Origin of the sequence: Erysipelatoclostridium sp. An15 (assembly GCF_002160675.1) — a bacterium.
Classification (GTDB): domain Bacteria; phylum Bacillota_I; class Bacilli_A; order Erysipelotrichales; family Coprobacillaceae; genus Thomasclavelia; species Thomasclavelia merdavium.
The window spans coordinates 1-15167 of sequence record NZ_NFLA01000053.1 but is presented as its reverse complement, the minus strand read 5'-3'; the positions used below and the strand labels follow the sequence as shown (position 1 = coordinate 15167).

At 29.7% G+C, this 15167-nt stretch carries 16 protein-coding genes; 5 read left to right on the top strand and 11 right to left on the bottom strand.

The window, feature by feature from the left end; all coding sequences use genetic code 11:
* Positions 1 to 174 precede the first annotated feature (174 nt).
* The 4 genes from B5E92_RS12940 (at position 175) to B5E92_RS12925 (ending at position 3100) form a co-directional block, all read left to right on the top strand.
* The gene (locus B5E92_RS12940) at positions 175 to 915 is read left to right on the top strand and encodes a MurR/RpiR family transcriptional regulator (RefSeq protein WP_087302873.1); all 741 of its coding nucleotides are present in this window, start codon (positions 175 to 177) and stop codon (positions 913 to 915) included.
* An 83-nt stretch (positions 916 to 998) separates the two neighbouring features.
* On the top strand, positions 999 to 1454 hold the full coding sequence (locus B5E92_RS16030) for a DUF6198 family protein (protein WP_394337382.1): 456 nt from the start codon (positions 999 to 1001) through the stop codon (positions 1452 to 1454).
* Positions 1417 to 1671 carry a hypothetical protein gene (locus tag B5E92_RS12930; protein ID WP_087302869.1) on the top strand — a complete coding sequence of 85 codons (255 nt, stop codon included), beginning with the start codon at positions 1417 to 1419 and terminating at the stop codon, positions 1669 to 1671. Before B5E92_RS16030 ends, B5E92_RS12930 begins: the two co-directional genes overlap by 38 nt.
* Before the next feature lies 1 nt (position 1672).
* Positions 1673 to 3100, top strand: a complete 1428-nt coding sequence (locus tag B5E92_RS12925) for a 6-phospho-beta-glucosidase (RefSeq protein ID WP_087302867.1) — start codon at positions 1673 to 1675, stop codon at positions 3098 to 3100.
* Between the two features lie 118 nt (positions 3101 to 3218).
* Here the strand turns inward: B5E92_RS12925 and B5E92_RS12920 are convergent, their stop codons facing one another.
* From B5E92_RS12920 to B5E92_RS12910, 3 genes are all read right to left on the bottom strand, one after another.
* The gene (locus tag B5E92_RS12920; protein ID WP_087302875.1) at positions 3219 to 4022 is read right to left on the bottom strand and encodes an N-acetylmuramoyl-L-alanine amidase; all 804 of its coding nucleotides are present in this window, start codon (positions 4020 to 4022) and stop codon (positions 3219 to 3221) included.
* A gap of 34 nt (positions 4023 to 4056) precedes the next feature.
* Positions 4057 to 5022 (bottom strand): L-lactate dehydrogenase, encoded by a 966-nt coding sequence (locus tag B5E92_RS12915; protein WP_087302865.1) that lies wholly within the window; start codon positions 5020 to 5022, stop codon positions 4057 to 4059.
* Positions 5023 to 5123: 101 nt separating this feature from the next.
* Positions 5124 to 5942, bottom strand: coding sequence for a putative manganese transporter (locus B5E92_RS12910; RefSeq protein WP_087302863.1), 819 nt, complete (start codon positions 5940 to 5942; stop codon positions 5124 to 5126).
* Between the two features lie 139 nt (positions 5943 to 6081).
* Here B5E92_RS12910 and B5E92_RS12905 point away from each other — a divergent pair, with 139 nt between their 5' ends.
* Positions 6082 to 6948, top strand: coding sequence for a Cof-type HAD-IIB family hydrolase (locus tag B5E92_RS12905; RefSeq protein ID WP_087302861.1), 867 nt, complete (start codon positions 6082 to 6084; stop codon positions 6946 to 6948).
* Between the two features lie 52 nt (positions 6949 to 7000).
* Here the strand turns inward: B5E92_RS12905 and nspC are convergent, their stop codons facing one another.
* From nspC to B5E92_RS12865, 8 genes are all read right to left on the bottom strand, one after another.
* A complete protein-coding gene (gene nspC, locus B5E92_RS12900; RefSeq protein ID WP_087302859.1) occupies positions 7001 to 8110 on the bottom strand; it encodes a carboxynorspermidine decarboxylase in 1110 nt (369 codons plus the stop codon).
* On the bottom strand, positions 8110 to 9312 hold the full coding sequence (locus B5E92_RS12895) for a saccharopine dehydrogenase family protein (RefSeq protein WP_087302857.1): 1203 nt from the start codon (positions 9310 to 9312) through the stop codon (positions 8110 to 8112). The genes nspC and B5E92_RS12895 overlap by 1 nt, the downstream gene beginning before the upstream one ends.
* Positions 9313 to 10173, bottom strand: a complete 861-nt coding sequence (speB, locus tag B5E92_RS12890; RefSeq protein ID WP_087302855.1) for an agmatinase — start codon at positions 10171 to 10173, stop codon at positions 9313 to 9315.
* Positions 10163 to 11014: a polyamine aminopropyltransferase gene (gene speE, locus B5E92_RS12885; protein ID WP_087302853.1), complete on the bottom strand. Its 852-nt coding sequence runs from the start codon at positions 11012 to 11014 to the stop codon at positions 10163 to 10165. The genes speB and speE overlap by 11 nt, the downstream gene beginning before the upstream one ends.
* Complete coding sequence (locus tag B5E92_RS12880; RefSeq protein WP_087302851.1) at positions 11014 to 12471, bottom strand: aminotransferase class I/II-fold pyridoxal phosphate-dependent enzyme; 1458 nt, start codon at positions 12469 to 12471, stop codon at positions 11014 to 11016. The genes speE and B5E92_RS12880 overlap by 1 nt, the downstream gene beginning before the upstream one ends.
* Before the next feature lie 10 nt (positions 12472 to 12481).
* Entirely contained in the window at positions 12482 to 13252 is a 771-nt protein-coding gene (gene speD, locus B5E92_RS12875) for an adenosylmethionine decarboxylase (RefSeq protein WP_087302849.1), read from the bottom strand.
* A 409-nt stretch (positions 13253 to 13661) separates the two neighbouring features.
* A complete protein-coding gene (locus B5E92_RS12870) occupies positions 13662 to 14267 on the bottom strand; it encodes a PTS sugar transporter subunit IIB (RefSeq protein WP_087302847.1) in 606 nt (201 codons plus the stop codon).
* A 26-nt stretch (positions 14268 to 14293) separates the two neighbouring features.
* A complete protein-coding gene (locus tag B5E92_RS12865; protein WP_255376228.1) occupies positions 14294 to 15076 on the bottom strand; it encodes a MurR/RpiR family transcriptional regulator in 783 nt (260 codons plus the stop codon).
* Positions 15077 to 15167: the final 91 nt, after the last annotated feature.

Genomic DNA, 15167 nt, shown 5'->3' with positions numbered 1-15167 from the left:
AACAGTTAAGATAATTTGCATATTATTTTCTCAAATTATTTTAACTGTTTTATTATATTTATTAATTTTATTTGACTAATTCCTTTATTTTTTTGTTCAAATAATCTGCTAATCAACACTATCAGTAGTGGTTGCAAATATTCCATGTTATAATTTGTATATGAGGTGAATAATATGATTATTGATAAAATGAATGATATTTTAAATAGTAATTCAACAAATACAACTCTAGGTGAGTTATGTTCGTATATCAAAGCAAATATTCATCGAATCCCCAAATTAAGTATTGATGATATTGCCAAAGAATGCTTTATTTCAAAGGGACAAATATCAAAGTGTATTAGAAAATTAGACTATGAAAATTATGAAGAATTTAGAAATGAATGTATGCAGTATTTAGATTCCCTTACAAAAAGAAAAAAGTTTATAAATCCACAGGATAGTTTTGCAACAAATGTAATGCATTTTACAAAAACTATGATTAATAATATCCAATATACAATCAATCATATTAATTTGAAATTAATTCAAAAACTTGTACAAGACATAAAAAATGCTAATAAAGTTTATTTATATGCACATGGCGATGTCAGATCAGTTTGTTATAATATGCAAAGAGAATTACAGATATATGATATTCAAACAATTATTTGTGATGTTGATTTTAATAAAGATTATCTTTTTTTTAAAAATGATCTTTTAATTGTCTTAAGCACAAATGGCTATTCGTTTCATTATAATAAACGAATTATTAAGCGAATAAGAGAAGCGAATGTTGATAAATGGTTAATGACATGTAACAAAAACATTACCCTATGTCAAAATCAAATCGTTATTCCTCTCCTTGAAGAAAAATATAGTGAGTATATCATGAAATATATTATTGATATTCTTTTATTAGAATTACAAAACTAGTTTCCAAATTGGAAACTTTTTTGTTTTTTTAAGTCTATTTTTATAAGATATTTCCTGGAGGGAAGAAGATGAACAAGTAAGCAATATCTAGTGAAATTATTTATGTTCTTGCAATTGTGATTTTAGCTTTTGCTGTTAATTTAATGTCCATGGCTAATTTAGGCATGTCAATGATTGTTTGTCCTGCTTATATTATAAGTGAAAAGTTTGATTTTTTAACTTATGGACAAGCTGAATATTTAATTGCAACCATGGTGTTTATTATTTTTTGTTTAGTAATGAAAAGATTTAAGATTTCATATCTACTATCATATCTTACTGGTATTTTATATGCGTTATTTTCTGATCTAATAAAGATTTTAGTTCCGATTTTCAATCAAAATTTAACGATTTCTATGAATATGAAAATAGGGTATTTTTTTATCGGGATGATTTTATCAGGGCTTGCGGTAGCTTTGTTTTATAAAACATATCTATATCCACAAATTTATGATTTTTTTTGTGAAAGTTGTTGCCCAAAAATATCAAATTTCTATTAAAATTTTTAAAACTTGTTTTGATTGTAGTTTTCTAGTTATATCATTCATTATCTCTTATGTATTATTTGGTGAATTAGTTGGTATCGGTATTGGTACAGTTATCATGGCATGTTGCAATGGGATGATGATTGAACAATTTCAAAAGATCTTTGATCGTTATTTTATTTGTATCCCGTATTTTGGAAAATTAAAAATATATTTAGAAGGAGGTATTTAAAATGGGATTTAAAGAAGGATTTTTATGGGGTGGTGCTACAGCTGCTAATCAAGTTGAAGGAGGAATCTTTGAAGGTGGTCGTGGTTTAGCCAATGTGGATTTAATGCCACATGGAGAGGATCGATATGCTATTGGAACTGGGGAAAAATGGATCGATCAAATAGATGATCATTATTTTCCAAGTCATCAAGCGGTTGATTTTTATCATCATTATAAAGAAGATATTGCTTTAATGGCAGAAATGGGATTTAAAACTTTTAGATTATCTATAGCATGGACAAGGATTTTTCCTCGTGGAGATGAAATAGAGCCCAATGAAGAAGGATTATTATTTTATGAAAATATTTTTAAAGAATGTAAAAAATATGGCATTGAACCGTTAGTGACAATTAATCATTTCGATTGTCCAATGTATTTGATTCAAAAATTTGGTGGATGGAGAGATAGAAAAATGATTGATTGTTTCGTCAAACTAGCCAAAGTATTATTTGAAAGATATGATGGTTTGGTTAAGTATTGGCTCACTTTCAATGAAATCAATATGATTCTTCATTTCCCGTTTGTTGCAGCTGGATTAAGATTTAAAGAAGGCGAAAACAAAACGCAGGCGATGATTACCTGCGCTCATCATGAATTAGTTGCTAGTGCTTTAGTTACAAAATTAGCTCATGAGATTAATCAAGAAAATATGGTGGGTTGTATGCTTGCAGCGGGATCATATTATCCTGAAACTTGTAAACCAGAAGATTATTGGAAATCTATATGTGATGATAGAGAAAGTTATATGTTTATTGATGTGCAATCACGAGGATATTATCCAAACTATGCCTTAAAATGGATAGAAAAAAGAAATGCAAAAGTACCATTTGGAAATAATGATATAAAGATTTTAAAAGAAAATACTGTTGATTTTATTAGTTTCTCTTATTACTCATCTCGAGTTTCAAGTGCTAATCCTGATAAAGGAAAACAAACTGAAAGTAATATCTTCGCTTCAGTTGTTAACCCATATTTACAAACAAGTGATTGGGGATGGCAAATAGATCCATTAGGTTTAAGAATTACGATGAATGAAATTTATGATCGTTATCAAAAACCATTATTTATCGTTGAAAATGGTTTAGGTGCGAAAGATGTGATTGAAAAAGATGGTTCTATTCAAGATGATTATCGTATTGAATACTTAAAGAAACATATTCAAGCAATGAAAGAAGCAGTTGAGGAAGATGGGGTTGATCTAATGGGCTATACTACTTGGGGCTGTATTGATTTGATTTCAAATGGAACTGGGGAAATGGAAAAAAGATATGGTTTTATTTATGTTGATAGGGATAATAATGGTAATGGGACTTTTAGACGGATAAAGAAAAAATCTTTTTATTGGTATAAAAAAGTTATTGCTTCTAATGGTGAAGATTTAGATAATTAAATAAAAGGGTAAATATGCACTATATGGCATATTTACCTAATTTTATTTTTTATCAATAAACTTAATTTAAAGCCAAACCATTATCAAAAAAAAGATTGGATGATAATCATAGCCAATCTTAACTTAAAAAATCATTTATTCCTAAAACAATACCATCAACAATTTTATCTTGATAAGAACTATCAATTAACTTACTTTCTTCATCAGGATTTGATAAAAATCCCATTTCCACAATCGTTACTGGTACTTGACACCAGTTGATTCCACTCATCGTATCTGTAATAATTGTCCCGCGATTTTTACTACCCGTTAAATTACATATTTGATCAACTACCGATTTAGATAAACTTTGACTTGCGGTAGCTATATCACTGCAATATGGATTTGATGTTGATGGTGCCATCGTTAAAGTTCCCGTCACACTACTTGAATCATCACTATTACAATGAAGTCTAATAAAAGCAGCCGCATTATTTTCATTAGCAACAGCAGCCCGTTCACTATTAGAGATATCAACATCTTGACTTGTTCGTACCATGATTACTTTATAACCTGAAGCCTCTAATTTTTCCTGTAATTTAAAAGCTACTTCAAGATTAATTTCTGATTCTAATTTTCCAGTTGATACTCCAGTTGCTCCAGTAGTTACTTTCGCTTTAGTTGTACTAGCACCTGGTCCAATTGGTTCTTTAGAACTATTGCCATAGCGTTGATGACCGGCATCAATAACAATCAGTTTATTATCACCAACAACTGGTAACTCAACACCGGTTGAACTAGTTATTTGTGCTTTTCCTTCTTGCATAGCAATACCATTTGCTTCTTGCTGGCGCACTTTTGATTTTACTTGTTTACTACTATTTCCTTGCTGACATCCTGTTATAATAAACATAATTAGTAAAACACTAAGTATTTTCTTCATTTTTTCACCCACTTTTCCCCTATTATAACATAATTTATTCATTTATGATGTTATTTATTTGATTAATGATCATTTCTTTTAATGTTTGACAACTCTGGTCAAATTTTCTTTGGTCAACATTATTTAGTTGTAATGGAATAACTTTAGCGATACCTTGTCGATTAATAATTGCTGGTACCCCAATATATAATCCTTTTTGTTTATATTCCCCGTTTTGGTATGCTGATACAGTTAAAATGGCATTTTCATCATCAATCACCGCTCTAATTAAACGATTTAAAGCAAGTCCAATACCATAATAAGTAGCATTTTTACGCTTAATAATTTCATAAGCCGCCTGACGAACATCAACATAAATTTTATGTAAGTTATTCATATCAATATTCATTTCAATTATATATTCCATCATACTTTTACAGCCAATATACGTATTCATCCAAGGAACAAACGATGAATCACCATGTTCACCTAGAATATAGGCATGGACATTACCGGGAGCAACATTTAAAAAATCACTTAGTAAATATCTTAATCTAGCTGTATCAAGTATTGTTCCACTGCCAATAACTCGATTAGCTGGCAAATTAGATACTTTTTTAACTACATAAGTCATTAAATCAACCGGATTGCTGGCAACAATAAATATTCCATCAAAACCACTAGCCATAACCTGACTAGTAATTGATTTAACAATTTTAGCGTTTATTTCTGTTAATTCCAATCTTGTCTGACCAGGTTTTTGAGCAGCTCCAGCAGTTATAACTACGATATCTCCATCCTGACAGTCTTGATAAGTTCCTACTTTGATTTTCATACTAGTTTTACTATATGGTAAACCATGATTCATATCCATTGCTTCACCTTTGGCTTTTTCCTCATCTAAATCTATTAAAACCAATTCATCTATACCACCAGTATTTAAAAGTGAATAAGCCATTGACATCCCAACTAATCCAGTCCCAATTAAAACAACTTTTTTTACATCTTGATTTTGCATCATTGACACTACTCCTTTGCATTTTTATTTATTTTTGGCAAAAAAATAATAAATATGCAAAATAATTTATCAATAAAAAAAGAATGAGTTTTCCCCATTCTTCTTTAAAACAATATTACAATTATATAACCTATTACAAGCGCAACAAGATATGAAGTCAATAATACTTTGGCTGTATCTTTTTTATCTTCATTATAACGTATTAATGCTAATGTCCCGACTCCTGCACTAGTTGTAAGTCCAGTAACTAAAGCTCCAAAACTTAAACCACCTGCAACATATAACTGTGTTAAAATTACTGAACCAGCACAATTAGGAATGAATCCAACTATCCCTGCAATAATTGGTTGTAATAACCAGTTTGTTTTTAAAATATTTGTTAGATTATCCTCACCAATAACTGCAACTAAATAAGTAAAAACTATATTCGTTAGTAAAATAAAGATAAATGTTGTTATTGTATGTCTAATTGCCGGCATCCAGATACTTTCTTGACAACCACAATCACATGGTTCTACTTGAAGATATTCATAATCTTCTTTGCCTTTGTGGTGAAAGCCATCAACCACTATTCCAGTAACTGTTCCAATAACAATTTTTAATACAATCAAAATTATCATCATCCCCCATAAATCAGGATGAGCAATCAATATAGCTAACGCTTCATCGCTAGTAGCCATAAAAATTGATAATAATGTTCCCATTGTCAAGTATCGCATTGCATATAATCTAGCAGCAACAACAGAAAAACCACATTGAGGAATACTTCCTAAAATTGCCCCAATAAATGGTCCAACTTTACCAAACTCCATAATCTTATTAAGAGCATTTTGACTAGATATATATTCAACTATTAAGTATGCAAAAAATAAAACCGGTATACTCATTAGCGATTCTTCGATCGGTTCTATTAAGATTTCCATTTATTCTCCTCTCTTTCTTAGTTTACTAGTCTATCATAAACCAGATTTTTTTCAAATGATTTAGTATATTTTAATTATTGTTAGCTTGTTCGTTAATAAAAAATTAGCTATAATGTTAATTCATAAAGAAGGTTAGTCTATGAAAAATATTAAAAAAGCAGATATAAAAAAGATAAAAATGATCGTTTGTGACTTAGATGGAACTCTTTTTAACCACCAGAAAAATATCACAAAAAATACTATCGATTATTTAGTTAATTTACAACAAAATGGTTATATTCTAGTTTTAGCAACTGGGCGTTTTTATTATGAATTAGAACCATTTATCCAAAAACTGCAAATGAAAAAATTTAATGGTTATATAGTTTGTTGTAATGGTCTTACAGTATATGAGTTAGCTTCTAATAAAATACATAAATTTGATTATTTAGAACGTGAAGATATTAATGAATTAATAAAAATTGCTTATTCATTCAAACTAAATATTAGAACTAATTACAATAATAGCTATCAAAATATTGTAACTAGATGCTTATATTACATATCACCTATTATTACTAAAGTTCTTGCTAAAAGATATCCGAATTTACTTTTTTATCGTTATAATGATGCTATTGATTGGCAACAAGTCGGTAAGTTATGTTTTATTGCTCGACCTGGTAAGTTAAATAAATTTGTAAAACACTTAAGTTTACAGTACAGTCAACGTTATCAAATATATTATACTAGTCCATTTTGTGTGGAAATAGTAAGGCAAAATGTAAATAAGGCCTATGCTATTAACTATATTTGTCAAAAGTTGTCTTTATCTTTTGATAATGTTTTGGCTTTTGGGGATGGCGGTAATGATGAATTATTATTGTCAAAAGCCAAGATCGGTATAACAATGAAAAATGCGTTGCCTAAAACATTGAATAAAGCTAAATATATTTCTAATAAAACAAATAACCAGGACGGTGTGCTTGATTGTTTAAAAGAATTATTTGATACTAATTTAAAAGTCTAGAATTTATCTTTATAATAATTCTAGACTTCTTTTTTATTTATAATCAAATTATTTATGATAATCTATTTTTAAAATCCTGATAACCAAATTCTTTGATTAATTTTAACTTATCATTTTGTTTTAAAACAATACTTGGTAAATTCATGCCATTAAAAGTATTATTTTTAACCATTGAATAAATGGCCATATCTTTAAACCATAATTGCTGACCAATTTGTAATGGCTGATCAAATGAATAATCGCCAATAATATCACCAGCCAAACAAGTTGGACCACCTAATCGATAAGTATATTTCTTTACTTCAGGTTTAGCACTATCAATAATATCTGGACGATATGGCATTTCTAAAACATCTGGCATATGACAAGCTGCTGATGTATCCATGATCGCTATATCCATTCCATTATTAATAATATCTAAAACACTTGATACTAAAAATCCTGCATTTAAAGCAATCGCTTCACCTGGTTCTAGATATACTTGAACTTGATATTTTTCTTTAATTTCATTAATTATTTTAATTAAAAGCTCAATATCGTAATCATCGCGAGTGATATGATGACCACCACCAAAATTTAACCATTTCATTTGACCCAAATATTTTCCAAATTTATTTTCAATAGCTTCAATAGTAGTTTGTAAATCATCACTATTTTGTTCACATAATGTATGAAAGTGCAATCCTTCAATACCATCTAATAAATCTTCTCTAAAATTATCAAGAGTTACACCCATTCTTGAATACTTAGCACATGGATCATAGATAGCATGCCCTACTTGAGTTGAACATTCAGGATTAATACGAATGCCACATGAAGTGTTTGTTGTTTTAGCAAGTTCTTTATATTTAAGCCATTGATTAAATGAATTGAAAACAACATGATCACATATATTCATAATTTCTTCAATTTCATCATCACGATAAGCTGCGCTATAAACATGATTTTCTTTTTTCATTTCTTCATGTCCTAATTTTGCTTCAAACAAACCACTTGCTGTTGTTCCATCTAAATATTTTCCAATTAGAGGATAAACACTAAACATCGAAAAACATTTTTGGGCTAATAAAATTTTGCATCCTGTTTTTTCTTTGACATAGTGAAGAACTTTTAGATTTTTTTCCAAAAGTTCTTCATCAATTAGATAATATGGCGTTTTCATTAGTCCACCAATACTGGATTACGATCTTCAATCCATGGTAATCCCCATTTATTTAAAGCATCCATAAATGGATCAGGATCAAATTCTTCTACATTGTAAACACCAGGTTTTTTCCATTTACCTTGCAATAATAACATAGCTCCAATCATTGCTGGTACTCCAGTTGTATAGCTAACTGCTTGTGAACCAACTTCTTTATAACATTCTTGATGATCACAAACATTATATAAATAGTATTTTTTATATTCACCATCTTTTTTACCTTGGAAAATACATCCAATGTTTGTTTTACCAACAGTACGTGGTCCTAAACTAGCTGGATCAGGTAAAACTGCTTTTAAAAATTGTAACGGAATAATTTGTTTTCCTTCAAATTCAATTGGTTCAATTGATGTCATTCCAACATTTTCTAAACATTTTAAATGTGTTAAGTAACTTTGACCAAATGTCATGAAGAAACGAATTCTTTTAATTCCAGGAATATTAATTCCTAATGATTCTAATTCTTCATGATGTAATAAATACATATCTTTTTTACCAACTTGAGCAAAATCATATTCACGTTTAATTTCCATTGGTTTTGTTTCAACCCAATGACCATCTTCCCAATAGCTTCCATTAGCTGAAACTTCACGAATATTAATTTCTGGATTAAAGTTTGTTGCAAATGGATAACCATGGTCACCACCATTACAATCTAAAATATCAATATAATTAATTTCATCAAACTCATGTTTTAAAGCATATGCACTAAATACACCTGTAACACCTGGATCAAATCCACAACCTAAAATTGCAGTTAATCCAGCTTGTTCAAATTTTTCACGGTATGCCCATTGCCAGCTATATTCAAATTTAGCAGTATCTTCTGGTTCATAGTTGGCAGTATCGATGTAATGACATCCAGCAATTAAACAAGCATCCATAATTTTTAAATCTTGATATGGTAATGCTAAGTTTAAAACCACTTCTGGTTTAAAGTCTTGCATTAATGCTACTAATTCATCAACGTTATTAGCATCTACCTTAGCTGTATGAATAATTGTTTTTGTTTTGTCTTGTAATTCTTCTTTTAATTTATCGCATTTACTTTTTGTTCTTGAAGCAATCATAATTTCTTCAAATATATCACTATTTTGACAACATTTGTGAATCGCTACTGAAGCAACTCCACCACAACCAATAATTAATGTTCTTTTCATTTACTCTTCTCCTTTATTCATTGCTAATAATAATTCTCTTAATATTTTACAAGCTAAAGCTGTTGAAGCCCCGCTAGGATCATAAACTGGTGATAACTCATTAATATCCATAGCCACTACGTTTAATGAACTTACCGCAATGATAGCTTCTAATAATTCATTGAAGCTTACCCCTCCAGCTTCTGGTGTTCCTGTTCCAGGAAAAACACTTGGATCTAAAACATCAAGATCAATCGTAAAATAAACCGGATAGCCTTGACATTCTGCAATAGCTTGTTTTAATCCATTAAAATTAAATTTATTTAAAATGGTATGTTCTTTAGCCCAGTAAAATTCTGCCCGTTCACCACTACGAATACCAAATTGATAAATTTTATGATCACCAACTAAGTCATATGCTCTTTTAATAACTGAAGCATGTGATAATTTTTCACCTAGATATTCGTCACGTAAATCAGTATGAGCATCAAAGTGAATAATCCGTAAATCTGGATATTTTTCATATGCTGCTTCAATAGCTCCCAAACTAACTAGATGTTCACCACCAATCATACATGCCAGCTTGTTAGCATCTAGAATTATTTTAGTTGTTTCATTAATCATATCTAAAGCTTTACGTGGATTTCCAAATGGTAATTCTAGATCACCACCATCGAAAACTTTAATATCTTCTAAATCTTTATCCTGATAAGGACTATATGTTTCGATTCCAAAAGATTCTTTACGCATTGCACTTGAAGCAAATCTAGTTCCAGGCCGATAGGAAGTAGTACTATCCATTGGTGCCCCAAAGATCACACAACTGGCTTCTTCAAAAGAAGCATCTAATCCAATGAAAGTTTCAATATTTTTATTCCACATCTCTAAGTAACTCCTCTACATAATTTGGTAAGGCAAATGAACCAATATGGATACCAGTATTATAATATTTAGTTTTCATCCCACGAGCATTCCATTTTGTTTTTTGAAAATCTTTGATAGGATGATATTTTTTTGAGGCAAAGCCAAACAACCAATGTCCTGATGGATAAGTTGGAATATGGGCCTGGTATACTCTAGAAATTGGAAAACTTTCAACTATTCTTTTATGAGCCCGTTGCATTGCTATTGCATCTGTTTGATAAAAAGGACTTTCATGTTGATTAACCATAATTCCAGTTTCATTTAAAGCTTTAAAACAGTTACCATAAAATTCTTTTGTAAACAATCCTTCGCCTGGTCCAAAAGGATCAGTAGAATCAACAATGATTAAATCATATTCATTTTCTTTAGTACGGACAAAACGCAATCCATCTTGATAGAAAATATTTAGACGAGGATCATCAAAACAACATGCGGTAGTTGGTAAGTATTTTTTACTTACTTCAACTACTAGTTCATCTATTTCAACCATATCAATAGTTTCAATTGTTTCATAACGACATAATTCACGAATTACACCACCATCACCTGCACCAATAACTAAGACTTTTTTTACATTTGGATGTACTGCCATAGGAACATGAACAATCATTTCATGATAAATAAATTCATCTTTTTCTGTCAACATCATATAGCCATCCAAAGCTAAAAAACGACCAAATTCTTTTGAATCAAATATATCAATTCTTTGAAATTCACTTTGACCACTAAATAATTGCCGATCAACTTTTATTGAAAAGTTTACACCATTAGTATGGCGTTCAGTAAACCATAGCTCCATTATTTCACCTCTTCCTTTAATACATTTAAATTATTTATTTCCATATCTTCAGGACCAGTCATAAAGCACCCTTTTTCTTTTGCATATTCAATATAATCAAGAATTTCTGGCGTAATTTTTTCTCCTGGTGCTAAAATTGGAATTCCTGGTGGATAACACATAACAAATTCGCTACAAACACGATTAGCACTTTCTTTTAAAGGCAATGATTCCTTATCTCCATAAAAGGCAACTTGTGGTGATACAATAACTTCGGGATTGATATATTCATGATCTAACATTCCGGCACGATCTTTTTTAAACCTTCTTCTAATTTCGGATAAAGCTCCTACTAATCGTTCAATATTTGCTTCACTATCCCCAACAGAAATATACGCTAGAACATTACCAATATCACCAAATTCAATTTGAATACCATATTCATCACGCAATAAATCATATACTTCAATTCCTGCAAGTCCTACATCAAGGGTAAAAATTGATAATTTAGTAACATCAAAATCATAAACACTATCACCGTTAATTAATTCCCTGCAATAAGCATAATAATCACCAATCTGGTTGATTTCTTCACGAGCATAATGCGCTAAACGTCTTACCTTACTAAAAATCTCTTTACCATTTAAAGCCAGATTTTTACGTGACATATCTAGACTGACCATTAATAAATAAGAACCACTAGTTGTTTGGGTTAAATTAATAACCTGTCGAACATAATCAGCATTTACATTAGGACCTAATAACAAAAATGAACTTTGCGTTAAACTACCACCAGATTTATGCATACTGACACTAGCCATATCAGCACCAGCTTCCATTGCCGACATCGGCAATTCATCACTAAAGTAAAAGTGCGTCCCATGAGCTTCATCTACTAGTGCTAACATCCCATGTTCATGAGCTAATTCAACAATTGCTTTAATATTGGAACAAATTCCATAGTATGTTGGATTATTAATTAAAATTGCTTTAGCATCAGGATTATCAATAATTGCCTGTTCAACTTGTTTAACTGACATTCCTAAAGAAATCCCCAGTCTTTTATCAACTTCAGGATTAACATAAATAGGAATAGCACCTGTTAAAATCATTGCATTAATAGCACTGCGATGGACATTTCTTGGCAAAATTATTTTTTCACCAGCTTTAACACTTGCCATAATCATACTTTGAACTGATGAAGTAGTTCCTCCAACCATAAAAAAGGCATGAGCGGCATTAAAGGCATCTGCTGCTAATTCTTCAGCTTCTTTTATTACCGATACTGGATGACATAAATTATCTAATGGTTTCATTGAATTAACATCGACACTCATACATTTTTGACCTAAAAAATCAGTTAATTCAGGATTTCCTTTACCATGTTTATGACCAGGTACATCAAAAGGAACCAGACGGTCTTGTTTCATTTGTTGCAATGCTTCATAGATTGGCATTCTGCTTTGATCTAATTTCATTTTCGCCCCCCTAAAAAATATTACTTCCACTATAAATTTCTATCATTTCCTGCCGTAAATTATTAGTAATTTCTAATCTTACTTTAGGTGGTAATTCATAAATATCTGTTTTAAATAAATAATTTTGTAAATCAATTTCTTTAATTAACATTTTAGTATGAAATAAATTAGCTTGATACATATTAATATCAACCGCATCATACTTTAACAATGTTTGTGAATCGATATATTCTTGAATTGACGTCATTGGATTATCCATAAAAAGCTTTCTTCCCTTAATATCTCTAGTAAAACCACGAACTCGATAATCCATTGTAATTATATCTGAATCAAAATTCCCAATTAAAAAATCCAATGTTGATAAAGGGGAAATTTCACCACATGTTGATACATCAATATCAACTCTAAAAGTAGCAATATTAGTTTCTGGATGATACTCAGGATAAGTGTGTACCGTAATATGACTTTTATCCAAATGTCCCAAAATTACTCGATCATCAACTTCTTCAGTCCCTTTTCTCTCATTTTCAGCTAGAAGCATAGTAACACTAGCTCCTTGAGGATGATAATCTTGTTTAGAAACATTTAACACTTGAGCCCCAATCATATTTGCCACTTCATATAAAATATCTGTTAGTCTTTTAGAATTATATTGTTCATCAATATAAGCAATATAATCTTTTTGAGCACGTTGACTTTTTGCATAACAAACATCATAGATATTAAAGCTCAAAGATTTAGTTAAATTGTTAAACCCATATAATTTTAGCTTTTCGCCCATCTCGTTTTCCCCCTTTAAAACAAAAAACTCAAGCTGGTCATCCAACTTGAGAATCAATCCATTATCATAATAGAACAAATTTCGTGTTCATTTTGATTTTTATCAGAGTCTATATAGCAAGAATCACTTTTACTACTCTTATTGATTGTTTCACAAGTGTGATGTGCCCAAAGCACACGGTTGTATAGTCACCAACTCAATGTTAAAAATATAACATCAACTTATAAAAGCGAACTTTCGTTCTATCAATAAGGCAACAAAGTTGCCGATTCGGCTTTTGACCCAGCTGTCCGGATGGCTTTAACTCATAAGAGTGGTCAAAATTCTTGCAAAATAAATTCTCTTTTTGCAACATCTAGATTATATATAATAATAATCAAAATTGCAACAGTTTTTTTATAAAATAAAATCATTTGTTTAATATAGTAAACTTATTATGTTTTAAAATAAATTCGACTATTTCGTTATAATCATTTGTAGCAAACATTTTAGGTGGAATTGAATAAACATCACCATGAAATTTAGTTAGTATTTTTGATTCTAAATAAGCTATCTGGGGTGCTAATAATATCATGTCATATTGTCTAGCCTTTTTATCAATATTGTTATAACTAGCTGCCTCAATTTCTATTGGTATTTTAGCCAGGTTACAAAATCTTTTCATTCCATCAGCAAAATATGTAGAAGTATAACCAGCGCTACAACATAACAATACTTTTGTTAATCTAGGCTGGTAATAATCTTTAAATGTATTTATGAAATCATTAAAGATTATTAAAGCCTGCTTAAAATTTATAAATTGGTAGTGCATATAATATAAGCGTTCTTTATTACAATTATCAAAGATTTCATGTTCTATTAAATAATCTCGATAAAAAGCTGTTGTTCCTAAAAAATCTTTCTTTTTAAAATATATTACATCTGATTTCTCTTCAATCTGGATTTCTTTAAAGCTTAAATTTTCAATCCAAGATTTAAAAATACATATATTAATATCTTGAAAAAAAGAATCCATATTTTCACCATCTTTACTGTATCTAATTAACTATTAGTATTATTATATTTGCTGATCAAATTATAATAAGCTACTTTTTTATTTACATTTTCATCATAATTCATTTTAAAATAACATGTATATAAAACATCTAAAATAAATAAAACTGACAAACGAGTTGAAAATGAAGATATTTTTTTATAATGATTTTCATGATTATTAATGAACAGATGATAATCAGGATCAAAATTTTTAAAATTGTAACCATATGCTGAAATTAATAACATTTTGGTTTGTTTCTCTTTAAGAATCTTTGGCAAAATATTGCTTAATATTCCGCGCCCTTGAAAAGAAATAATAATAGCAAAATGGTTATTATCACCACTTGCTGCTAATAATCGCTGTTGATATTCATCAATTGGCACATTTACATTTACCCCTATTTCTTGCATTTGAAATTTAAAATTTAATGCATAATAAATATTACCAGCGGATGTATAAATATCTACTTGTTTAGCCTTTTTCATTTCTGTAATAACTAATCTTAACTCATCTAAATTGAACATATCGGCGGTAATATTAATAGTTTTTTGATAATCTTCTTTAATTTTACCAATTATTTCATAGTGGGTTTGAAACTGTTTTATAGGAAAATCAAAATCAAATTCCTGATTATTTTTTAAATAATCATCCATATAAGCTGATATTTTAATTTTCAACTCAGAAAAACCAGATATGCCTAACTTGTCACACAGACGATATACTGTCGCTTGTGAAACTGCACATTTCATACTTAATTCTTTTATAAAAGTTAAAATAAGATTACCCAAATTGTTGCAGATAAGTGGTTACACTTTGCATTAATCAGGGTAATCTTTTTTGATATAATTCTTTCCTGTAAAGGAGTGAATTATATTGAAT